This is a genomic window from Salisaeta longa DSM 21114, from assembly GCF_000419585.1.
In the GTDB taxonomy this organism is placed as follows: Bacteria; Bacteroidota; Rhodothermia; order Rhodothermales; family Salinibacteraceae; genus Salisaeta; species Salisaeta longa.
Window position 1 is genome coordinate 2711380 of record NZ_ATTH01000001.1, and the last position, 22840, is coordinate 2734219.

The window sequence follows — 22840 nt, forward strand, 5'->3', positions numbered from 1 at the left end:
GGCTAGGCATCCTCCGTTGAGGTCGACCACTCGCTGATCGGCGAAGAGGTCTCATCGCTCCATTGCAGCGCCTCGTACAGCCCCAGCATCAGGGCGCTGATCACCAAGGGCAGCAAGTGAAAGATACCACGAAAGGCCAGCAGCACCCCCGCGATGGTCGAAGTTTCCAGATACGGCTGCAAGAGGAGAAGCAGGAGGCCGTCAAACACGCCCAACCCGCCCGGAATCTGACTCAGTACGCCTGCGCTAAGGGCCAGTACAAACGCGCCCACCACGTAAAAGAAGGGAATGGAAGCGCTGGTGGGCAGCAAGATGTAAAGCACCGCCGCCGTAACCATCAGCTCCAGTGCGGCCAGGCCCACCTGCACAGGAATCATCCAGAGCTTGGGCATGGGGAGGACGGTGCCCATCAGCCGTACAGGGCGCGAGCGAACCGCCGCGGTCACCACGTAGGCCACCACCGGCAATCCGATAAGGATGCCCACCATCCAGGCGTGCTGCTTCATCTCAAGCGCGCCCACCAGGGCCGGCGGCTCCATAAACAGGAGCAGGCTGCCAATGCTCAGCAGCCCAATCCAGAACGAAACGCCGCCAAACACGACCGTTGTGGCAATCGTGTAGGGGTCCACATCCCATTCCGAGTACAGCCGGTACCGCACCGAGCCGCCGGTAACCAGCGCCCCCCCTAAGGCGTGGCTAAAACTGTAGCCGATGAACGACGCCAGCAGCACGCGCCGGTACGCCAGGCGGCGATGGGCAAAGCGGAGCGCGAGGACATCGTAGCCCGAGAGGATGACGAAGTTGAGGGCCGTGAGCACGATGCCCCACCCGATGTTGAGCAAGGGCAGGCGCGAAAGATAGTCGCCTACTTCGTAGTACGGAAAGCCCCGCACCTCGTGGTAAATAAACCATGCGGCAGCACCAAAGAGCACCAGCCCAAGAAGGGGCGGCAGGTATTTGCGGAGGGCTGCACGAGAAGGCATAGGCATGCGCACAGGCGATGAGGGACGAGCACTTGCATTGCGCCGTACGGCGTTGGGTTCCGCCACGGGCGACAACATTACGCGATACTACAAAAACCTTGCGAGCGCGCCGCCAAAATGCGTGGCCAAACAGCTTGCTGCGAAGGCGCATCAGGCAGCGTCCAGTGCGTCCAACACGCGGCCCGCGAAAGCCCCGGGCGCCGACGCGTTCCAGCGCACCACGTGGATGGCCTCGCGGTGGCCGTACAGCCAGTGCGCAAGCAGCCGCATCTCGTCCACCGCTCGCTTCGAGAGCCCCGCGGGCGCCTCTACATCGGGGGCAAAGTGCGGGGTGAGCGCGCGCGTGAGGCGTTGCATCGAGGATCCGTTGTTGGAAACGCCGGTCAGGCTGGCCACAAAGCGGCCGTGGCGGATGAGCAAAAGGGTGTGACCTTCCGCGTGCGGCGGCCGGTAGAGCACCACCGCATGCTGCTGACGCACGGGCGCTTGCAGGGCGGCCTGGCGGTCGAGGAAGCGCTCAAACAGCGCGTGATCGTCGCGGAACGCCGCGGCCTGCTCAAAAGCAAGCTGCTCGGAGGCTTGCGCCATGCGCTGCTGCAAGTGGTCGAGGATGGAACGGTCGCGGCCGGTGAGCACGGCTTGCACGTTGGCCACGGCGTGCGCATAGCGCGTCTCGTCGTCGTTTTCGCACGGCGCCGTGCAGCGGTCCATGTCGGCGTAGAGGCAGCGCTGGCCCAGGCGCAGCGTGTCGTTGTCGCAGGTGCGCAGGCGGTGCTGCTGCCCGATGCGCTCGATGATGCGTTCGGCCTGCTCCACATTGCGCAGCGGACCGTAGTACTCGGCGGCGTCATCGTGCAGGGTGCGTTCCCAGCCCAGGCGCGGAAAGGCTTCCTCGGTCGACAGGCGCAAAAACGGACGGCTGCGGTAGCGTCGCTGCGCCCGGTTGTAGCGGGGTTTGTGGCGCTTGATGAGGCGCGACTCCAGCAGCAGCGCCTCCAGCTCGGTGTCGGTGGGGGTCCACTCCAGGCGGCGCATGTGCTTCATGAGCTTACGCCGCCGCGGCGTGTGGCTTTCAATGCCGGTGAAGTAGCTGCGCACGCGCCGCGCCAGCCGTTTGGCCTTGCCAATGTAGAGCACCTCGCCGTTGGCTCGCGTCATGCGATACACGCCGGGCGCGTCGGGTACATCCGGGAGCACCTCCGTCCGTAGGCGCTCCAGGTGCTTGGGCGCCGAGCGCACGGTTTTGTAGCTGCGGTGCTGAAAGGCCAAGAGCTCCTTCGTCGTATCCACCTCATGCTCAAACGCGAGCTGGCTCAAAAAGCGTTGGAGCACCACCGCAGTGGCTTCGGCATCGCCCAGGGCGCGGTGCCGTCCGTTGATGGTGATGCCGTAGAAGTCGATCAGCCGCGACAGCCCGCGCTTGCGCAGGCCGGGCAGCAGGCGACGGGCGAGCCGCAGCGTGCACAGGCCCTCGTTAGCCAGCGGATCGTACCCGAGGCGTGAGCAGGCCGCGTTCACGAAGCGCTCATCGAACGGCAGGTTGTGGGCCACGAACACGCCGTCGCCCAGAAAGTCGAGAAAGTCCGGCAGCACGTCGTCCATTGGCGGCGCATCGACAACCATCCCCGTGCTGATGCCGGTGAGCCGCGTGATGCGCCGCGGGATGCTGCGCTGGGGATTGATGAGCTGCTGAAAGCGGTCGACGATGGTGGAGCCGCGGAGCTTCACCGCGCCGATTTCGATGATTCGGTCGGTGGGCGTTTTGGTGCCCGTCGTCTCGGTGTCGGTGACGACGAACGTAGTGTCAGCGAGGGGCATGCTCATGAGAGCGCGTCGGTGATGCGGAGCGCTGCGTCGAAGCCCGTGTCGAGGGCCAGCCCCACACGGCCTTTGCCGGCCACATAGTCGCCCGCAAAGAAGAGGCCGTCGCTGGCGTAGCCGTGCAGCGTGGAGCGATCCGCCGCAGCGGTGGGCAGCGCGTAGCGCCAGCGTTGCGTGTCGTACCAGGCCGGGCGGCGCAGATCGATGCCCAGCACGTCGGCCGCTTTTTCCTTGGCATCAGAGAAGAAGTCGTCCGGATCGCTGTCAACGCGCTGCGTCGTCCAGTGCGGGGCCATCTGTATCACGAGGGTGCTGTGGCCGCTGGGCACGTGGCCGGGCTTGTCGTTCTCGTACGCAATCCAGGCCACGTCGTGGGCCTTGTCGGTGTTTACGGCGGCGTAGAAGTCGCCGGGGCGTTTCAGGCGGCGGTCGTAGCCCAGCACGTAGCTAAACTGCGGATCGTACGCCACCGCGCTCAGTGCATCGTAGGCGTTCTTAAAGGCATCGGGCAGGGCGCTGGCGGCCAGCAGGTCGGCCGTTTGGGGGGCGGGCGGCGTGAGGAGGACGCCGTCGAACGGCCCGTACGAAGAGTGCTCGTCGTCGATCAGGCGCCAGCCATCGCGGCGCCGGTCGAGCCGCTCGATGCGCGTCTCGGTTTCCACCGTCAGCTGCCCGGTGCGCACGAGCAGCTTGCCCAGCGTGCTGATGCCCGAGCGGTACGTCCACTGCGGCTCGTTGCGGTCTTCGCCCGGCGCCAGCGTGCCGTCTTGGTCGAAGGTCCAGATGGCCCCGTCGATGTCTTCCAGCTGATCGGTGGGGAGCACCTCGGTGATGAGGCGCCGCACGCGCGGCGACGTGGGCTTGATGTAGTTCGCCCCATGGTCGTAGCGCACCTCGCGCCGGCCGCGCGTTGCTGCCCGGCCGGTGTAGCCGCGGCTCTTCTCAAAGATCGTGCAGTTGATAGGTTGCGGCTGGAGCGCAAACGCCGCGGCCAACCCAGCAGCCCCGGCGCCTACAATGGCAAAATGGGCCATAAACAAGCAGTTGATGGTGGATTGTGACGCGGTGCTGAAATTGTTCGCGGCCCGCGCGCGTTCCAACCAGTGGCCCTTGCAACCCACGTGCGTAACCACTATTCTACACGTGGCTGGAGGTGCCTGCGCCGCGCGCAGCGCTGAGAACATACTCCCGAACCTGCTCCGGATTATGCCGGCGAAGGAAAGCCAAGCGACGTGGTGCGTAGGCGTCGCGCTTCGGCCCGCAGCACGGCCAGCCGTCCTGCTTCCGTGCACAATCCTACGTTCTGCCATGTCTGTATCTGCCGACGCCCTCGAAGCGCCCACCCCGCTCGACGCGTATCCCTTTGCGGTGCCCCCGTTTGCCGTTCGCTGTATGGAGGCGGCGCACGACGCATGGGGCGCCGCGTTTGGCCATCCGTTCGTGCAAGCGCTGGCCGAAGGCTCGCTGGCGACCGACCGGTTTCGATTTTACCAGATGCAGGATGCCCGCTACCTCGAAGCCTTTGCCGACGCCGCGGCGCTCATCGCCACACGGTGCCCGCGCCCTGCAGACAAAGAGTGGTTTATCGACGCGGCGCGCCTGGCCCTGGTGGTGGAACGCGAATTGCACGCGGAATATGGTGCCACGTTGGGCTACACGCCCGACGACATTCGCACCCTTACGCTCACGCCCAACAACCGGGCCTACCAAGATCACATGATCCGTCAGGCGCAAACGGCTTCGTTGGTGGAAGCCACCGCGGCCCTTACGCCGTGTCCGTGGCTGTACGTCGACCTGGGCCAGCGGCTGGCACGCGTGCTTCCCGAGATTCCCGACGACCACCCGTACGCCGACTGGCTGGCCACCTACCGCGACCCGTCGTTCAACGAATACATGGACCACCTGCTGACGCGCCTGCAGCGCTTTGCCGAGGCGGCCGATGATGCGGCCCGGCAGCGAGCGGTTGCGGCGTTCCGAACCAGTGTGCGCTACGAGTGGATGTTCTGGGAGCAAGCGTGGACGCAGCAGGCGTGGCCGGTATAACGATAGCTTTTTCCTCGTCTTTCCATTGCCATGGTTGCGGCTTCCGAGCAATCCCGTGCCGCCTCAATCCCCGATGAGACCTTTGCGAGCGGCGCGTACGAAGCTTTTTTTGCGCGCACCGTCCGCGCCATACGGGCCGCGCAGTGCCTGCGGTACCAGGTCTTCAACATGGAAAAAGCGCAGGGCCTTGCCGCCGGCCCCGCGGGGCGTGACGCCGATGCGTACGACCCGGCCTGCCATCACCTCATCGTGCAACACAGCCCTACGCAATCGGTGGTGGGCACCTACCGGATGCAAACGCATGCCATGGCGCAAGCGGGCAACGGCTGGTACAGCACGTCGCTGTTCGATTTGAGCAGTTGGCCGCTGGCGGTCCAGCAGCAGGCGGTGGAAGTGGGCCGGGCCTGCATTGCCCGCGACCACCGGGCGCTGCCCGTGTTAAACCTGCTGTGGCGCGGCATTGGGGCCTACCTGGCCCATCACGAGGCGCGCTACCTCTTCGGCTGCTGCTCGGTAGACAGTCAGGACCCTGCCGTTGGGGTGGCGCTGCACCGCTATCTCCAGAACGAAGGTGTGGTCCATCCAACGCTTCATGCGCCGCCCCAACCGGGGCACGCGTGTGTACTGGCCGGTGACGACGCGCCGTCCGCCGCCGATGCCTCTGCCATCCCACGCCTGATGCGCGTCTACCTGCGCATGGGAACGCGCATCTGCAGCTCGCCCGCTATCGACCGTGCATTCAAAACCATCGACTTCCTTGCCTTCTTCGACATCAACGCCCTCAGCGACTCCGCCGCCCGTTTCTTTGGGTACGATCGGTAAAGCGCGCGCCGTGCGCCGCCTGCTTGGCATCATCGGGTGGACGCTCCTGATGCTCGTGCCGGTGCTGTCGGGCAACGCCCTGGTGTGGGGGCACGAGCGCTGGGGCGGCCTGCCGTTCAGCTATTCGTGGCGCGACCGCTCGGTGTCGTGGTGGGCCCGCGGCCTTATCTTCTTGGCGGGCGTGCGGATACGAGTGCGCGGCGCGGTGCCCACACCGCCCTTCTTTTTGGTCTCCAACCACCTCAGCTACGTCGATGTGTTTGTGCTGCAGGGGCTAACGCCCACGGCCTTTGTGGCCAAGGCGGAGGTGCGCTCGTGGCCGGTGCTGGGCTTTTTGGCCATCATCGGCGGCACGCTCTTCATCGACCGCGAGGCCCGGCGCGACGTGCTGCGCATCAACCGGTTGCTGGAGGACGCCCTCGACCGCGGCGCGGGCATCGCGATCTTTCCGGAAGCGACCACCACGGCGGGCGACCGCGTGCTACCGTTTAAGGCATCGCTCCTGGCCCCCATCGCCGCGTCTACGCAACCCGTGCAGGTGGCCACCATCCACTACGACACGCCCGAGGGTGCGCCGCCCGCGAGCGATGCGGTGTGCTGGTGGGGCGACATGGCGTTTGCGCCGCACGGGTGGGGCCTGCTGCAGTTGCCGCGCGTGCAGGCGACGGTCACCTTCCAGAAAGCCCCGAACGCTACCGACGACCGAAAGATGCTTGCCCAAACCCTGGAGGCCAGCGTGCGCGAGGCCTTCGTGCCGGTCGATGCCCCGGTTCCTTCCTAGCTGGTTTGGCGATGCGCGAGCCACGCCGCGATGGGCGCGCCAATGGCAACGGCCCGCAGCACCAGCGTGCGCAAAAAGTCATCGAGCAGGCGGCCGGCCGGTGCGCCGGCCACGGCGAGGGCAGCCGCCCCGATGAGCACGCCGGCAAACCCCAGGTGAAAGAGGGCCACGTACAGCCAGTACAGCCGGTGCGGCCAGCCCACGAGGAGCAGCGCCGCCGGCAGGAGCAGCAGGATGCCGCCGATCATGGTGAACGAAACCGCTGGCGCGTGTGGTGCCTCAAAGATCAGGCGTCCGGGCGGAGCGCTTACCAGGGCGTAGTCGCCAGCGGCCCGTACAAGCAGCGGCCGCGCCACGTGCGCGGTGACGGCGTGGCGCAGCGGCGTCCACGCATACAGGTAGGCCACCAGCAGAAGCGCAAGTAAGCCTGCACGATGGAGCGCTGCGTGCGTCCAGGACATAGCCGCTTGCGGTTGATGGAGGGCGTCGGGCGGAAGCGCGGTTAGCTTAGCACCTGCGTAAGCTTCAGCAGGTCGTAGTCGATCGACTTTTTGCGGCTGTACACGTTGCGGAGGGGCGTCAGCTTTGTTTCGCCGTTCACGACGCCCACCATTACATCGGCGTGTCCGTCGACAAGCGCCTCTACTGCGGCCACGCCCAGCCGGCTGGCCAGTACGCGGTCGCTGGCCGACGGCGAGCCCCCGCGTTGCGTGTGGCCCAGGATGGTAGCGCGCAGGTCAATGTCGGCAAAGTCGGAATCTTCGCGGAGCGCCTGTTCAATGCCGCGGGCCCCGCCAAACTCGTCGCCCTCGGCCACGATGACGATGGTGGAGCGCCGCTGCGCCGACATGAGCGAGAGGATGCGCTCCTTAATCATGTCCATCTCCGTGATCGTCTCGGGGATGAGGACGAGCTCGGCCCCGCCGCCAATGCCGCTGTGCAGCGCAATGAAGCCCGCATCGCGGCCCATCACTTCCACCAGGAACAGGCGGTTGTGGGCGTCGGCGGTGTCGCGGATCCGGTCGATATTTTCCAGCGCCGTGTTCAGCGCCGTATCAAAGCCGATGGTTGCGTCGGTTCCAAACAGGTCGTTGTCGATGGTGCCGGGACAGCCCACCACGGCGATGCCGTGCTCCTCGTGCAGCTTCGAGGCGCCACGGAAGGTGCCGTCGCCGCCCACAGCCACAAGCGCGCTGATGCCATACTTTTGTAGGTTGGCTGCCGCTTTTTCGCGGCCCTCCGGGGTACGAAAGACCTCCGAGCGGGCGCTCTTGAGTACGGTGCCCCCGCTCTGCAAGATGTTAGACACCGAGCGGCGGTCCATCTCTACAAAGTCGTCCTCGATCATTCCTTCGTAGCCACGCCGGATGCCCATGACCTCCAGGTCGTTGGCCACGGCGGCCCGTACCACGGCGCGCACGCAGGCATTCATGCCCGGAGCGTCGCCGCCGCTGGTGTACACGCCGATCCGTTCGATGTCTTGCATGAGGGGCTCGTTGCAATCGATTCGGGGAGTATCGGAGGGGGCTACGCACCGGGGCGCGGCCGCGCTACCACAATACCGATTTGCGTGTCGATCCGTTGGACGTAGCGTTGAAGATCGGGCAAAACCTCCACGCCGCCCGTCGTGGAGGCATGCAGCAGGCCCACACGGCCGTCATCGAACCGGTACACGAGGCCCGTGTGCGTCATGTCGAGGCCCTTCAGGTCCGTCGCGAAGCCCACAATGTCTCCGGCCTTCAGCTTGGGATACACCGCCCGAATCGAATCCTCTGGGACGTAGTAGATGGGCTGCCCCGCAAGGCGCGCCTCCATCGCCTGGATGCACGCGTACAGGCTGTCGTTGGTAGCAAATTTGTCGTAGGCCGACCGGTGCGCGCTCATAAACGTGAGCGAGTCTTTCAGCACGCGCCCGCCCAGGGCTTGCGTGAGGGGCTGCACGCGGTCGCGGCCCGCGTTGTCGCGCAGCCAGTCCGAGAAGTAGTGCAGGCGGCTGCAGTAGCCGTTCATGCGGCCGCTGCGGTAGCGCCCGGCCGCCAGCCGGCGCGCAAACGATGCGTAGCGGTAGTCTTGCCGGGCTATGCCCTGCGCTATGGCCAGCAGCGTTTCGATGTAGGTCACGCAGTCGAAGCCATCGAGGCGCACAACCAGCGTCTCGCGCGGCGGCGCATCGAGGGTGCCCGCCAGGTACGGCGCGCCCTTAAAGCGCACGCCCAGGGCTTGCATGATGCGGCCCACCGGCTCGGTGTGCAGATCTGCCGCGCGGGCGTACGCCATGAGGGTGTCGAAGCGCGCCGCCGTGGCGGGGTCGGGCGGGGTGAGCAGCGAGTCGGGCAGCGCCGTGGGGCCGGATGCTGCAGGGGGGACAGACGAAGAGGCGGGCGCGCGCGGCCTATCGTCGGGGGTGGCGCAGCCAACCAAAAGAAGAAAAGTGCAGAGCAGCGCCGCACACAGCGTCATGGCAGTCCGTCCGTTGTTGGGTGGGAAAGGGCCGTTTCGTACGCTGATGCGGCCAAACGTTTCCCCCGATCGGCGCCCGGCACGCGTCCCCTGCGCGAACAGCACAGCCGTTACGCAAACCGCGTAAGGCGGACGGTGACTTCGCGGGCTTGGGCGGTTTCGTTGCGCCACTGCACCAAGATGGGGCTTTGGTAGCGGCCCTGCACGATGGTGCCTTCGCCGTTCGCCGGATCTTCGTTGACAAGCAGGTTCACGCGGCGCTTCATCCGCAGGAAGCGCTCGGCCGGAAAGGCCATGCACCGGTCAATGACGCGCTCCACGAGCGACTCGCTGAGGCCCAGCGTGTCGAGGACGCGGTTTACGAGACGGACGAGGTCGTACTTCGCGTAGTTCTTCATCTTGTCGGGCACCGAGCGCGGGTCGCGCAGCGCACTGCGGCCCTTGCGCGCCATGAAGCGCAGCGGATCGCGCAGCACACGCGCCAGATCCTCCTTCATGAGCAGCGTCTCGTACTCGTTCACCGTAAGGCCCGCGTGCTGCTCGTCTCGCGGAAGGGCCAGCGTCACGCGTCCTTGCGTGATGTCGTGCGCGGCAATCAGCTCGTGCAGCTCATCGAAAACGCCGAGCCGCGGGTCGCGCAAGCTCACCGAGTCAATGGGATGTTGCGAGACGGGCACCGAAATGGTGGTTTCGTGCACCACCTCCTCGGTATTGTAGCCAATCACGGTAGCGCGCCGGTTGCGTACCGCCGCATTGTCCTTGTTGATGCCGTCGAGGTCGATGAAGAAGACCGGCCGCTGCGGACTGCTGGGGTACGTCACGCAATTTTCCAGCCCCGACCCAATAAAGGTAAGGTGCGAGTCGGCGTTGCGGGGTTCGGTTTTGCGCTGCTCCGGACTCAGCTCGGTCCGGCGGTGCATCTGATCGTGCTGATAGTCGGCGCCGAAGGGGAAGATTTCCTGAAAGGGCTCCAGGAAATCGTGGATGCCGTCGCGGCACTCCAGCCGCTTGCAAATGGTCTCCTCCAGGAAGCCCGCTGTGGTGTGATGCGAGCAGTACAGCGCGTGTGCGTAGGTCTCCAGGAAACCATCAGCGTGGGCTTCCACGTGCTTGTTCACATCGATCACGTCGATGCGCTGCTGCGGCTGCAGCTGGAGCGTAAGTGTATGAGGCGCGGTGGTCGTCATGGGTTTGCGGGCTGGCAGCACGGCCGTTGGAAGTACGCCGGTCGACAGAAAATGGCGTGGAATACCTGCCGACGTAGAAAAATCAGATCCGTCCGATGTACAGGCAATGGTTTGGGCAGTTCCACTTGGCATACGCTGTAACCTCTTCGATAGCATCGTAAATTGCGATTCCTCAATGTAACGTATGCGTTGCGCGCCCGCGACCGAAACGTAACAAATCGCCCCATCGGGTCGCTCCGCACAGAGCAGCGGCAGGAGCGCCGCGGGCGAATCATCGCCTTTGGGTTAGAAGTTGGGAGGGGTGCGCGTAGCCGTTTCGCTTAATTCCTCTGCCGTTTGTGACCGTTAACGTTGCACCGCTTCTCCCCCTGCAAGGCACCTTTACCTACGGCGTGCCCGACGCGCTCACGGCCGACGCCCGCGTGGGGTGCCGGGTGGTGGTGCCGTTCCGATCGCGCACCATCACCGGCGTCATTGTAGGAGAAGGGCCCGCGCCGGACACGCTCGACTTTGCGGTGAAGCCCATCGCCGATGTGCTGGATGACACCCCGGCCGTGTCGGAGGAGCTGTTGCGGCTGACCCGATGGATGGCGCGCTACTACGTGTGCAGCTGGGGCGTTGTGCTGAAGGCGGCCCTGCCGTCGGGCACCAACGTGCGCACGCAGCGCCGCGTGCGCCGCACCGAGGCGCCGGCGACCGGCTGGACGGGGCACGCGCGGGCCCAGGCGGTGCTGCGCGACCTGGCGGCGCATCCCGATACTACCGTGCGCGCGCTGCGGCGGCGCGTCAACGAAACGATTCCGCTGGCATTATTCCGGCAACTGGCCGACGACGGGCTGCTCACGCTCACCACCACGCTGTCCGAGCCCAACGTTACGATACGCACCGAGACGCACCTCCAACTGGCCGAGGCGTACCAAACCGACGAGGCGCTTGCCGCGCTCTTGGACGACCTGCGCGGGGCGAAGCAGCAGGCCGTGGTGCGGGCCCTCGCGGCCTGGGAGGCGCCGGCGTTGCCCCTGCGCACCACCATCATGGAGCGCGCCGATGCGTCGTACAGCACCGTGCGCAACCTGGCCGATAAAGGCGTGGTGGAGCTGGTCGAGCAGCCGGTGCACCGCTCGGCGCTCGACGCCCTGCCCGCCCCGCCGCCCGCGCCCAATCATACCCTCAACGCACACCAGCAGGCGGCCGTCGAGGCGCTAGCGGATGCTGCAGCGGATGCGCGCTACGAGACGTTTCTGCTGCACGGCGTTACCGGCAGCGGCAAAACGGAGGTGTACCTGCGCGCCCTCAAGGCCACGCGGGCCGCCGGGCGCACGGCCATCATCCTTGTGCCCGAAATTGCCCTCACGCCGCAAACGGTGCAGCGCTTTCGGGCGCACGTGGGCGACGACGTGGCGGTGCTGCACTCGCAGATGAGCGCTGGGGAGCGCTACGACACCTGGCGGGCGCTGCGCGCGGGCCGTCGCTCGGTGGTGATCGGCCCGCGGTCGGCCGTGCTGGCGCCGCTCGACAATCTGGGCCTGATCGTGGTCGACGAGGAGCATGAGACGTCGTACAAGCAGTTCGATCCGGCCCCGCGCTACCATGCCCGCGACGTGGCCGTCATGCGCGCCCACCAAAACGACGCCGTGTGCATCCTGGGCTCGGCCACGCCCAGTCTGGAGAGCCACATGAACGCCGAATGGGGCAAGTACACGCGGCTGTCGCTTCCCGAGCGTGTGCCCAACGCGGCCGGCCGCACGGCACAGCTGCCCCCGGTGCGCGTCATCGATCTGACGAAGGAGCGCAAAAAGCGCACGCTCGACGAGGGCCTTTCGGCGCCGCTGCGCGAGGCCATCGCGACGCGGCTAGACCGCGACGAGCAGGTCATTGTGCTGCACAACCGCCGCGGCTTTGCGCCGGTGATTGAGTGCGAGGATTGCGGCTGGGCGCCGGAGTGCACGGCATGCTCGGTGTCGCTCACGTACCACAAGCACAAGCGCCAGTTGCGCTGTCACTACTGCGGGCGCGCCCAGCGCATGCCGGCGCGGTGTCCCACCTGCGGCTCGGAGGCCCTCGCGCGCCTCGGGCAGGGCACACAGCGCATCGAAGAGGCCCTCAAACGCCACTTTCCGGCGGCTACGGTGCTGCGCATGGACCGCGACACCACGAGCGGTAAGCACGGCCACCACCAAATCCTGGAAGCCTTTCGCACCGGCGGCGACATTTTGCTGGGTACGCAGATGATTGCCAAGGGGCTCGACTTTCCGCGCGTTACGCTGGTGGGCATTGTGGATGCCGATGTGGGCCTGCGCTTCCCCGACTTCCGGGCCGAGGAGACGACGTTTCAGCTGCTCACGCAGGTGGCGGGCCGCGCGGGCCGCGCCGAACGGGCCGGAGAGGTCCTGCTTCAAACGCGCACGCCCAAGCACGTGGCCATCCAATGCGCCCAGGCGCACGACTACGAGGCCTTTGCGGCGCACGCCCTGCAGGAGCGGCAGCAATTCAACTACCCCCCGTTTGGATCGGTGGCCAGCGTTGAGGTGCGGGGGCCGCGCGAGCAGCGGGTGGAGCGCTTGGCCAACACGTGGGTTGATGCCCTCTGCACCCACGAGGCCATTACCGTTTTGGGCCCCGAGCCCGCGTTTATCCAGCGCGTCAAGCGCCAACACCGCTACCGTATCATCCTAAAGGCGCGGCGCCACCCTCCGCTGCAGCAGGCCTTGCAACAGGCCCGCGACGCCTGCGGGGCGCCCGGCAACGGATACCACGTAAGCATCGACGTGGATGCGTACAACCTGCTATAACCGGCGATCTTTGCGGCCGCGCCCCGCGTATACTAATCCACCGCCTGCCTCCGTTACACCCACCCGAGGCACTCGATCGATGGCTCGCCACGCAGTCTCTTCCCGGATGCCGGACACGCCCAGCGACGAAGCGCTGGTAGCTGCTTACCTCGACGAGGCCGATGACCAGGCCTTTCGTCAGCTGGTGGAGCGGTACCAGAATCAAATTTTTGGATACATCATGGGCATGGTGAAAAACCGCGCCGTGGCCAACGACCTGTTTCAGGAGACGTTTGTGCGCGTCATCGACGCCATGAACGGCCGCCGCGGGTCGTACAACCGCCAGGGCCAGTGGAAGAGCTGGGTGATGCGCATTGCCCACAACACCACCATCGACCACCTGCGCAAGCAGAAAAAGTGGGCGGATGTTGACGACCGCGCCCCCGACGAGCGATCCTTCTGGGATACCCTCGAAACGGATGAGCCCGCGGCCGATGAAGCCCTGCACCGGAGGCAGCAGCGCGAGCTATTGGATGCGTACATCCAAGACCTAGCCCCCGAGCAACGCGAAGTGCTCCTGCTGCGCCAGGAAACCGACCTGACGTTCCGGGAGATTGCCGAGCTGACCGACGTGTCGATCAATACGGCGCTGGGCCGCATGCGCTATGCGCTGAAGAACCTCCGGAAAATGATTGAAGGAGCGGGCCAGTCTTCGCTGGCCGGGCGCCTAGACTAACTACTTTTGGATTGGCTACATGACGTGATGGAAAAAGAGCTACAACTGCTTCCCATATTGTACAACGAGACGGCCTGCCCCGAGGCCCTGGCCAATGCGCTAGCCGACGATCCGGCCCTGCGGGCGCGCTACGAGGCGATGCAGGAGACGAAAGCCCATCTGGATGCCGTGCGCGGACAGCACCGCCCGGCGCCGTCGGTGGTCGATGACGTAGTGGCGCGTGCCGGGGCGGTTGCGCGCGACCGGCAGGCGGCGGCGCGTCGTGCACGGCCCGCAACCGAGCGCGCCCGGCCTCGTCGTCATCGCTGGATGCGCGCCACGGTGGCGGCAACGGCCCTGGCCCTGCTGCTTGGCGTAGGCTGGTGGCAATGGGAGACGGAGGCGCCGCCTGCGAGAATGACCGCCAGTACGCCGCCCGCCCCAGCCACTGAGGCTTCGCTTCCGGCCTGGGACACCAGCGGCGAGGTGCAGCGCCTCTACCACCAGGCGCAACAGCTTGAGCGTCGCAGTCGCGCCGCCGCGTGGGCCCCGTTTCAGCCTGCCATGCAGCCGACGACGCCGTAACTGTTGTACCTCATGATGAAGCTTTCTGCTATGTCGATCTTCTCGTCTACTGTGCAGCGTACGGCTACGCTCGTGGCATTGTGCGTGGCCCTCTCCACCACCGCGTACGCACAATCGTCGGCCCCAAACGTGCGCACGCTCACCATCCAGAACGGGGTGGTGTACGTTGACGGCCGCGCGGTGTCGAGCGCGCTGCTGCCCGACTCGCTCAACATTCAGGGCATCGAGGCCCACTACCAGTTTGTCGGCATCCAGCAGCCGGTGGTCGAGCTCGACGGCCGCCTGTATGCCGTAGGCAGCCGCCTCATTCCAGTCACCGAAGCCCAGGTGCGGGCGCACGAGGCCGCCGTCATCGTGCGTTCGCCGCGGCCATCGATGGTGGAGCGGGCCGTGGCCCCGCGCAGCGTGGGCACCAACGCCCAGCAATCGTATCTGCAGGCCATGCAGCGCAAGAGCCAGACGCTCTACCAACAGCTGTTGCGTGAACGGAGCCTGGAGGCCCAGGCGCTGGAATACGCACGCGCCATTCGCCTGATGGCCCCAAGTCCTACCCGGGCTCAGCAGATCGACTCGCTGCGCGCGATGCTACGGGACATCTTCGCCCTGAAGCAGGCGAACCGCCGCCGCGAGATCGAGCAGATCCAGCAGCAACTGGCCGAGTTGCAGCGCCAGCTACAGCGCCGCGAAGCCATGAAGGAGGCGATGATTGACCATCGCCTGGAGCAGCTGTTGGGCCCTGTGTACAACGCGCCCGACGCGCCGCCACGTGAGCGCCGATAAACCGCGCGTCGAGGGTTCGGCCACTCGGCTTAGTTTACACAAAAAGCAGTCTCCTTGTCATCGCGAGGAACGACCGTAGGGAGTGACGTGGCAATCTCCATGTGCGAAGGTAAACGATCGATTGCGGAGAGTGCCCCTCCAGGATGACCTTGCGCCCTCCGTTCCAGGTTAACCTAACGCCTCCCTTCCAGGAAGACCAAAAGGCGCACGGCAGCGCAGACGCCGGTTGTATTTGCGCGGGTGCCGCGTTAGCTTGAGGTCATGCGAAGCTAGGGGTGTCTGAGCCGTTGCGCCAGACTGAGAAACACCCTTCGAACCTGATCCGGTTCATACCGGCGAAGGAAAGCTTCCCGACTGTGGGTGCCGTAGGGCATGCCGGTGCACGGCGCACCGCTGGTTTCGCATCGTTTTGTATTCCCTAAACGCTGCAAGCCACCTTATGCCTACCCGTCCCCCCTCCACCCCCACCGACGCCCGCGCTTCGTCTGCCGGCGCCCCCACTACAGCCGTTGGCCCCGAGGCCGCCCGCGTAGCCGACGAGATGACGCGTCCGCTGCCCGGCTCGCGCAAGATCTACGTTGATGGCACCCAGCCCGGCGTGCGCGTGCCCATGCGGGCCATCGACCAATCCGACACGCCCGCGTCCTTCGGCGCGCAGGCCAACCCCACGCTTACCGTGTACGACACGAGCGGCCCCTACACCGATCCGGCGGTGACCGTTGACGTGCGCAAGGGCCTGGCACCGCTCCGTGCCGACTGGATCGAGGCGCGCGGCGACACCGAGCTGCTCGACGGCCCCACCTCGGCCTACGCCACCGAGCGGCGTAACGACCCCTCCACCGAACCGTTGCGGTTTGAGGCGCAGCGCGCGCCGCGCCGGGCGAAGTCCGGGCACCGCGTAACGCAGATGCACTACGCCCGGCAGGGCATCATCACGCCCGAGATGGAGTTTATCGCCATCCGCGAGAACCAGCGCCGCGATGCACTGCGCGACACCGCCGCCGGCCGCGACCTCCTAAAGCAGCACGACGGAGCACCCCACGGCGCCGCCATCCCCGATCCCATCACGCCCGAGTTTGTGCGTGCCGAGGTGGCCCGCGGGCGCGCCATCATCCCGGCCAACATCAACCACCCCGAGCTGGAGCCCATGATCATTGGGCGCAACTTCCTGGTGAAGGTGAACGCCAACATGGGCAACTCGGCCGTCACCAGTTCCATCGCCGAGGAGGTGGAGAAGATGGTGTGGGCCACGCGCTGGGGCGCCGACACCATCATGGACCTCTCGACGGGCGACAACATCCACGAGACGCGCGCCTGGATCCTGCGCAACAGTCCGGTGCCGGTGGGCACGGTGCCGCTGTATCAGGCCCTGGAAAAAGTGGGCGGCGCGCCGGAAGACCTGTCGTGGGCGCTCTTTCGCGATACGATCATCGAGCAGGCCGAGCAGGGCGTGGACTACTTCACGATCCATGCGGGCGTGCTGCTGCGTTTTATTCCGAAGACGGCCCAGCGGGTGACGGGCATCGTGTCGCGGGGCGGCTCCATCATGGCCAAGTGGTGCCTGGCGCATCACGAGGAGAATTTCCTGTACACGCACTGGGACGAGATCTGTGAAATCTGCGCGGCCTACGACGTGTCCCTCTCCATTGGCGACGGGCTGCGCCCCGGGGCCATCGCCGACGCCAACGACGCCCCGCAGTTTGACGAGCTGCGCGTGCAGGGCGCGCTCACCAAGCGGGCGTGGACGTACGACGTGCAGGTGATGAACGAGGGGCCGGGCCACGTGCCCATGCACATGATTCAGGAGAACGTGCAGAAGCAACAGGAGTGGTGCGAGGAGGCGCCGTTTTACACGCTGGGGCCGCTGACGACGGATATCGCGCCGGGCTACGACCACATCACCAGCGGCATTGGCGCGGCCATGATTGGATGGTTTGGCACGGCGATGCTGTGCTACGTGACGCCCAAAGAGCACCTGGGCTTGCCCGATAAGCACGACGTGCGCGAGGGCGTCATCACGTACAAGATTGCGGCGCACGCGGCCGACCTTGCAAAGGGGCATCCCGGCGCGCAGGCCCGCGACAACGCGCTGTCGAAGGCGCGCTTCGAGTTTCGGTGGACCGACCAGTTCAACCTGGGCCTCGACCCGGAGCGCGCGTGTGCGTACCACGACGAGACGCTGCCCAACGATGCGGCCAAGGGCGCGCACTTTTGCTCGATGTGCGGCCCCAAGTTCTGCTCGATGAAGATCACGCAGGACGTTCGGGAATACGCCGCAGCGCACAACCTTTCGCCCGATGATGCCCTGAAAGCCGGGCTGGATGCCAAGGCCGAAGCCTTTCGGGCACAGGGCGGGGCGCTCTATCCCACTGACGACGCGCCCACCGACGACGACGCGTAGCCCGCGCCCTTTCCGCGCGGAACTGCATCGCACAGCGCAGTGCCATCCAACGGGCCGTCAACGTCTCCGGGCGTTGGCGGCCCGCGGGGTTGAGTGCGCTACACCTGCCACTCGTTTTCCTCCTTCGCCGCGTCTTTGTTGACGGGCACCGGGTAGTTGTCGGTAAAGCAGGCGCTGCAATAGCCCATCTCCGACTTGTTGGCGCCTTGTACGGCGCGCATCAGGCCCTCGGGCGAGAGATAGGCCAGCGAGTCGACGCCCAGCCAGTCGCCCATCTCCTCGACGCTGTCAAACTGATTGGCCAGCAGCTCGTCCTTGCTCGGGAAGTCCATGCCGTAGAAGCACGGGCTGATAACCGGCGGGGCCGACACGCGAAAATGCACGCTCTTTGCGCCCGCGTCGCGCAGCATGTCGATGAGGTAGCGGGCGGTGGTGCCACGCACAATCGAGTCGTCGAGCACGATGACGGTGCGATCCTTCAGCAAGCCCTCGACGGTGTTAAACTTGAGGCGCACCTTCATCTCGCGCCGGTCTTGGCCCGGGGCAATGAAGGTGCGGCCCACGTAATGATTGCGGATCAGTCCCAGCTCGAAGCGGCAGCGATAGCCCATGTTCTGGCACTCGGTGGCGTAGCCCAGCGTGGCGGTGTTGGCCGAGTCGGGCACCGGAATGACGATCGGGGTCTTCTCATCGTCGCCCACCTCGGGCACCGGCGCTTCCTTGGCGAGCTCTACGCCCAGGCGCCGCCGCACCTTATCGACCATTTCCCCAAAGATTTTGGAGTCGGGCCGCGAGAAATACACGTACTCGAACACGCACTGGCTGATGCCAAACTTGTTGGGCAGCTCGTAGCTCGTGAAGGAGCCGCCGTTTGCGCAGCCCTCGCGGTCGATGACGAGCACCTCGCCGGGCGCAATGTCGCGCACGTACTCGGCCCCGATCATGTCGAAGGCGCACGTTTCGCTGGCCACGCAGTACGCCGCGCCGCCGGGCTGGTCGGGCGCGCCGATGCGGCCCAGGGCAAGCGGACGAAAGCCGTTGGGGTCGCGCACCGCAATGAGCTGCTCGTCGGTGAGGAGCACGAGCGAGTAGGCGCCCTCAATTTGCATGAGCGCGTCGATGATCTGGTCGAGATGGTTCTGCCGACGGCTCTGGGCCGCCAGATGCAAGATCAGCTCGCTATCGCTGGTGGTTTGGAAGAGGGTGCCGCGTTCGCTGAAGCTCGTACGCAGCTCGCGGGCGTTCGAGAGGTTGCCGTTGTGCGCGAGGGCCAGGTTGCCGCGCCGGTGGTGCACCACGAAGGGCTGAATGTTGGCCCGGTTGGCCGCAGCGCCGCTCGTCGAGTAGCGGTTGTGGCCGATGGCCGCGTCGCCCAGCAGCTTTTCGTCGAACAGCCCCGGATCGTCGAACGCGTCCAGCACGAGGCCAAAATCTTTGTGCACCGGCATTACCGGCTGTTCGTGCTGCTCATCGAAGGTGGAGGTGACGATGCCCGAGGATTCTTGGCCGCGGTGTTGCAGGGCATGCAGGCCATAGTAGGTGTGGCGGGCGGCCTCCGGATCGTTGAACGTGCCGAAGATGCCGCAGTGGTCTTTAACGCTCATGGAGCAGCAGGAATGACCGGACAGACAAGAGACGCTCCGTGAACCGCGGGCCGCGGCGGATTGATCCAGCCCGGTGGCGAATCCAAGCGCCCGGCGCTACAGCAGAATGATGCCCACGCCCAGGGCAATGCCTACCGCATCGGCCACCAGGTCGCGGCGGCTAAAGTGCCGCGTTGTGCCCCAGCGCCAGTCGTACACCTCCTTGGCCACGCCCACGGCGCCGGCCGTGCCTACGGAAAGCGGAAGCGCGTCGCCGCGCGTCCAGTGGGCCTTCTGTACGAGCACGTACTGCGTGGAGAGGGTCCACAGCGTGCTAAACGCCACGTGCTTGGCCTTGTCGCGCGCCCACCAGCGGTCGGCGGCAGGCGTAAGCGCCGGACGCACCGACAGCCCGCGAGGTGTCGCGCGTGCAGGCGCCCCCGAGCGCTGGCCCATCGCCGCAGGGGCGCAGCCGCCCGTGGCCAGGACAATCGCGAGAAGGGCATGCAGGAACGCAATGCGCATAATAGCGGGTGAGCCCGTGGGGGCTCGATTAAATGGTGCCCAGCACCTTGCCCACCAAGATGGCCGCGATGAAGAGCGGGCAGACGTACTTCACGAAGAAGCGCCACACGGCCACGGCCATACCGGTGAAGCCGTCAGCGCCCTGTTGCAGCTCACGCACGGCCGCATCGGCGCCCCATACCCACGAGACGAAGATGCTAAGGAGCAGCGCGCCCAAGGCCAGCGACACATTGCCCCAAATGTAATCCATGATGTTCAAGAAGCCCGTCTGCCCAAACAGCTGAAGCTGATTCGTGAAGAAATCCGAGCCGCCCTGCGACAGCGCCGACGGCACGCCTACCAGAAAGGTGAAGCCACCCACGAGCCACGCCGACTTCTTGCGCGACCACGACGTTTCATCGACGAAGTACGACACGACGACCTCCAACAACGACACGGTAGAGGTGAGGGCCGCGATGGAGAGCAGCGTGAAGAACACCGCGCCCACGAACGAGCCCAGCGGCATGGCCCCAAACACTTCGGGCAAAATGACAAACACGAGCGCCGGTCCCTCGCTCGGGTTCTGCCCCATCGCAAACACGGCGGGGAAAATCATGAGGCCTGCCAGGAGTGCGATCGCGGTGTCGAAGAGCGCCACGTAGCCGCCCGAGACCAGCAGGTTCTCGCTTTTGGGCAGGTACGAGCCGTACGTAATCATCGCGCCCATCCCCAGGCTAAGGGAGAAGAACGCCTGCCCCAGCGCGGCAAGGACAACGCCGCCGTCTACCTTCGAGAAGTCGGGGTTTAGGTAAAACTCCAACCCGGCCCCAGCCCCTGGCAGTGTGACCGACCGAAAGATGACCACCAGGATGAGCACCAGCAGAATGGGCATGAGCACCTTCGAGGCACGCTCGATGCCCTGCTCAACGCCGCTCGCCACAATGCTGATGGTAAACAGCATGAAAAACCCCATGAGCGGGATGACCGTCCACGGATCAGCAATAAACGACGCAAAGTAGGTGCCGGCATCGGTCGCAGGGGCCACAAGGCCCTTAAAGATGTACCCAAACGCCCAGCCCGCAACCACGCCGTAGTAGCTTAAGATGAACACACCGGTGAGCACGCACAGCGCCCCCACGAGCATCCAGGGCGTGCGGGCCTTGATGGCAGCGATGGCGCCCACGGGGTTCTTTTGGCTGTTCCGCCCCAGCGCCAGTTCCGCAAACAAGTACGGCAGGCAGATGAAGGCAATGCACAGCAGGTAGAGGACAACGAACGCGGCACCGCCGTTCTCGCCGGTGATGTATGGAAACCGCCAGATGTTACCGAGTCCAATGGCCGAACCGGCGGCTGCCAGTACAAAACCGATGCGAGATCCCCACTGCTCGCGGTCTGCTGTTGCCGTTGCCATAGTGCGCTATTGGATAGATGGAAAGAAAGCCTGCACGGTAGCGTGTGCCTGTACGTTACGACAGGGTTACGGTACCCTCGAAAGTAATGGCCATGTGGGCGTATCGCAACGTAGGGTGAGGGCTGTTGGCGGCGCAAACCGCGAAGAATCATTCAAGAAAGGAGGCCACGGCCTGTTCGATGCACGCCACGTAGCGCGTGCGGTGGCGCTGCACCCACGTCCGAAAGGTGTTTTGATGAGACCGGCCAGCGGCGCACAGGCGCTCGGGGTGGGCCGGTGCGAAGTGGGTGCTTCGGATGCCCGCGCCGGCGCGCACCGTGTCGAAGGCGTTGCACCACTGCTCGTAGTGGCCTTCCACCGGAACGACCTGTACGGGCTTGCCGAGGTACATGGCCTCGGCGATCGACTCGAAGCCCGCGGTGCACACCAGGCCCTTGCAGCGGGTCATGAGGTCGATGAAGCGCCGGTCGTCGAGCCGGTGAAACGTGAGGGTGGCATCGTACCGGTCGGTGGCGGGAGCCGCGGGGCGGTCCCAAAAGCAGTGCAGCGGCACCGCCGGGTGGCGCTCGTGCCACCGAATGATCTCTTGGGCGTAGCCGCTATTCACGATGTACACTAGATAAAACGGCTCGGCCGTACGTTGTGGGGCGTTGAGCACGGCCCGTCGCAGCAGCGGCGGCAGCACCTGCAAGCGGCCGTGCGCAGGCGCCGGATAGAGCGAGAGGGCCAGGCAGGCCGCGGCCCGCGCGGCGGTGAGGTGCGTAAACGCTTGGACCCCCCAGCGGTGCAGCCTGCGCCCCGGCGGGAAGCGGTAGGCCGGATGCAAAAACATGTACTGATGCGCGATGCTGACCATGGGCACTGCGGGCCGGTCGCGCAGCATGTAGGCACCCGTCAGTGGCTCGTAAAAGTTGATCACCACGTCTGGACGGTGCCGGTCGATGCAGGTGCCAATGGCGTCGAGCGTGCGGTACAGCATCGGCAGCCGCCGCAGCCCGCGCTGCAGCGAGCGCCACGGATGCACCGCGCGGCGCTGGGCATCGGCCACAAACGTGGGGCTGGGCATTGAGGTGATGGGCGCGCGCAACCGCTCCCGGAAGAACGCGGGCACGGGGCGCTCTTCGCTATGGCCCACGAGTGCGGCGCACACCTCGTGGCCCGCTTCCGCCAGCAGGTCTTGCAGGGCAAGGGCCTGCGTCAGGTGGCCACGGCCCTCGCCCTGGATGGTAAACAAACACCGCATATCCGCCGGCTGCTACGACGTGGAGGGGGCTTGGAAGTTGAGCGTGAAGTGCACCCAGGACGGAATGGGGGCCCAGTCGCCATTGTTCAAGACGAAGGCGGGCTGCCAGCGCCGCAGTGCGGCCGAGCGCAGGGCAATGCGGTTTAGGGTGGGGTGTACGCCCTGCAGCACGCGCACGGCCTGGGGCACGCCCTCTTTGTTCAGGTACACCTGCAGGCGCACGCGTCCGCTGGTGGACGGCTGGCGCAGGCTATCGGGGTAGGCGACCGGCGGGGCGTCGCTCTGCACTTCCACCGGATCGCGGAAGTGGCGCTTGAGGGCCTGATACGCTTCTTGCTTGAGCGGGCCGCGCACGCGCTTGTTGATGGCCGCTGGCGTGCCGCTCAGGTCGGCATCCTGAAGGACCGGCACGGCATAGGCGGCAAACAACGAATCGACGACCTCGGGGTTGTGCCGATACATCGGCAGAAGCGCACGCTTCACGGCGCGGTTGAGCTGCTGCCGCGAGATGCCCTGTTGCGAGATCATGGCGCGGGATTGCTCCGCGAGGCCCATCGCCTGCAGATCGGTGAGCGAGCGAAAGGCGCGGGTGGTGTCGGTGCCGGGGCGCCACCAGCGGGTATCGGCGGCGGTCCAGCCGTCAGGAACGGCGGTCGGGTCGGATCCGCTGCTGCCGCAGCCCATGAGCAACAGCGCAGCAAAAAGGAGCGAAGCAAGACGCGTGAACATGCGGTGGGGCGTTGGTTATGG

General features: G+C 65.9%; 20 protein-coding genes and 1 riboswitch. Of the genes, 8 read left to right on the top strand and 12 right to left on the bottom strand.

What is annotated here, in order from left to right; all coding sequences use genetic code 11:
• Nucleotides 1–2 precede the first annotated feature (2 nt).
• The 3 genes from SALLO_RS0111390 to SALLO_RS0111400 all read right to left on the bottom strand — a co-directional run bounded on the left by SALLO_RS0111390 (nt 3) and on the right by SALLO_RS0111400 (nt 3838).
• Nucleotides 3–983, bottom strand: a complete 981-nt coding sequence (locus SALLO_RS0111390; RefSeq protein WP_022836430.1) for a lysylphosphatidylglycerol synthase domain-containing protein — start codon at nt 981–983, stop codon at nt 3–5.
• A 150-nt stretch (nt 984–1133) separates the two neighbouring features.
• On the bottom strand, nt 1134–2801 hold the full coding sequence (locus tag SALLO_RS16810) for a DEDD exonuclease domain-containing protein (protein WP_051141375.1): 1668 nt from the start codon (nt 2799–2801) through the stop codon (nt 1134–1136).
• Between the two features lie 2 nt (nt 2802–2803).
• Entirely contained in the window at nt 2804–3838 is a 1035-nt protein-coding gene (locus tag SALLO_RS0111400; protein WP_022836432.1) for an NAD(P)/FAD-dependent oxidoreductase, read from the bottom strand.
• Between the two features lie 274 nt (nt 3839–4112).
• Between SALLO_RS0111400 and tenA the strand changes: the two genes are divergently transcribed.
• The 3 genes from tenA to SALLO_RS17895 are packed head-to-tail and all read left to right on the top strand — an operon-like array spanning nt 4113 to nt 6450.
• Nucleotides 4113–4847, top strand: a complete 735-nt coding sequence (gene tenA, locus SALLO_RS0111405) for a thiaminase II (RefSeq protein ID WP_022836433.1) — start codon at nt 4113–4115, stop codon at nt 4845–4847.
• 30 nt (nt 4848–4877) lie between these two features.
• Nucleotides 4878–5669 carry a GNAT family N-acetyltransferase gene (locus tag SALLO_RS0111410; RefSeq protein WP_022836434.1) on the top strand — a complete coding sequence of 264 codons (792 nt, stop codon included), beginning with the start codon at nt 4878–4880 and terminating at the stop codon, nt 5667–5669.
• Nucleotides 5670–5679: 10 nt separating this feature from the next.
• Complete coding sequence (locus SALLO_RS17895) at nt 5680–6450, top strand: lysophospholipid acyltransferase family protein (protein WP_157621425.1); 771 nt, start codon at nt 5680–5682, stop codon at nt 6448–6450.
• Here the strand turns inward: SALLO_RS17895 and SALLO_RS0111420 are convergent.
• From SALLO_RS0111420 to SALLO_RS0111435, 4 genes are all read right to left on the bottom strand, one after another.
• Nucleotides 6447–6911 (bottom strand): hypothetical protein, encoded by a 465-nt coding sequence (locus SALLO_RS0111420; protein WP_022836436.1) that lies wholly within the window; start codon nt 6909–6911, stop codon nt 6447–6449. The genes SALLO_RS17895 and SALLO_RS0111420 overlap by 4 nt on opposite strands.
• A 41-nt stretch (nt 6912–6952) precedes the next feature.
• Nucleotides 6953–7936 (bottom strand): 6-phosphofructokinase, encoded by a 984-nt coding sequence (gene pfkA, locus SALLO_RS0111425; RefSeq protein ID WP_022836437.1) that lies wholly within the window; start codon nt 7934–7936, stop codon nt 6953–6955.
• A gap of 41 nt (nt 7937–7977) precedes the next feature.
• On the bottom strand, nt 7978–8910 hold the full coding sequence (locus SALLO_RS16820) for an N-acetylmuramoyl-L-alanine amidase-like domain-containing protein (protein WP_022836438.1): 933 nt from the start codon (nt 8908–8910) through the stop codon (nt 7978–7980).
• A gap of 110 nt (nt 8911–9020) precedes the next feature.
• Complete coding sequence (locus tag SALLO_RS0111435) at nt 9021–10097, bottom strand: YjbQ family protein (protein ID WP_028567186.1); 1077 nt, start codon at nt 10095–10097, stop codon at nt 9021–9023.
• Nucleotides 10098–10435: 338 nt separating this feature from the next.
• On the opposite strand from SALLO_RS0111435, the gene priA reads away from it, so the two are divergent.
• The 5 genes from priA to thiC all read left to right on the top strand — a co-directional run bounded on the left by priA (nt 10436) and on the right by thiC (nt 17349).
• Nucleotides 10436–12889, top strand: a complete 2454-nt coding sequence (gene priA, locus SALLO_RS0111440) for a replication restart helicase PriA (protein ID WP_022836440.1) — start codon at nt 10436–10438, stop codon at nt 12887–12889.
• A 79-nt stretch (nt 12890–12968) separates the two neighbouring features.
• Nucleotides 12969–13604, top strand: a complete 636-nt coding sequence (locus SALLO_RS16825) for a sigma-70 family RNA polymerase sigma factor (protein ID WP_228702808.1) — start codon at nt 12969–12971, stop codon at nt 13602–13604.
• A gap of 27 nt (nt 13605–13631) precedes the next feature.
• Nucleotides 13632–14168, top strand: a complete 537-nt coding sequence (locus tag SALLO_RS0111450) for a hypothetical protein (RefSeq protein ID WP_022836442.1) — start codon at nt 13632–13634, stop codon at nt 14166–14168.
• Nucleotides 14169–14180: 12 nt separating this feature from the next.
• Nucleotides 14181–14948 carry a hypothetical protein gene (locus tag SALLO_RS0111455; protein WP_157621427.1) on the top strand — a complete coding sequence of 256 codons (768 nt, stop codon included), beginning with the start codon at nt 14181–14183 and terminating at the stop codon, nt 14946–14948.
• Nucleotides 14949–15209: 261 nt separating this feature from the next.
• Nucleotides 15210–15309: riboswitch (TPP riboswitch) on the top strand.
• A 180-nt stretch (nt 15310–15489) separates the two neighbouring features.
• The gene (gene thiC / locus SALLO_RS16830) at nt 15490–17349 is read left to right on the top strand and encodes a phosphomethylpyrimidine synthase ThiC (protein ID WP_051141449.1); all 1860 of its coding nucleotides are present in this window, start codon (nt 15490–15492) and stop codon (nt 17347–17349) included.
• Between the two features lie 98 nt (nt 17350–17447).
• On the opposite strand, the gene purF is transcribed toward thiC, so the two are convergent.
• The 5 genes from purF to SALLO_RS0111485 form a co-directional block, all read right to left on the bottom strand.
• Nucleotides 17448–18953: an amidophosphoribosyltransferase gene (purF, locus tag SALLO_RS0111465; RefSeq protein WP_022836445.1), complete on the bottom strand. Its 1506-nt coding sequence runs from the start codon at nt 18951–18953 to the stop codon at nt 17448–17450.
• A 96-nt stretch (nt 18954–19049) separates the two neighbouring features.
• The gene (locus SALLO_RS17900) at nt 19050–19457 is read right to left on the bottom strand and encodes a hypothetical protein (RefSeq protein WP_022836446.1); all 408 of its coding nucleotides are present in this window, start codon (nt 19455–19457) and stop codon (nt 19050–19052) included.
• Between the two features lie 28 nt (nt 19458–19485).
• The gene (locus SALLO_RS0111475; RefSeq protein WP_022836447.1) at nt 19486–20847 is read right to left on the bottom strand and encodes a sodium-dependent transporter; all 1362 of its coding nucleotides are present in this window, start codon (nt 20845–20847) and stop codon (nt 19486–19488) included.
• A gap of 148 nt (nt 20848–20995) precedes the next feature.
• Entirely contained in the window at nt 20996–22090 is a 1095-nt protein-coding gene (locus tag SALLO_RS16840; protein ID WP_022836448.1) for a glycosyltransferase family protein, read from the bottom strand.
• Nucleotides 22091–22102: 12 nt separating this feature from the next.
• Nucleotides 22103–22819: a TonB family protein gene (locus tag SALLO_RS0111485; RefSeq protein WP_022836449.1), complete on the bottom strand. Its 717-nt coding sequence runs from the start codon at nt 22817–22819 to the stop codon at nt 22103–22105.
• Nucleotides 22820–22840 lie beyond the last annotated feature (21 nt).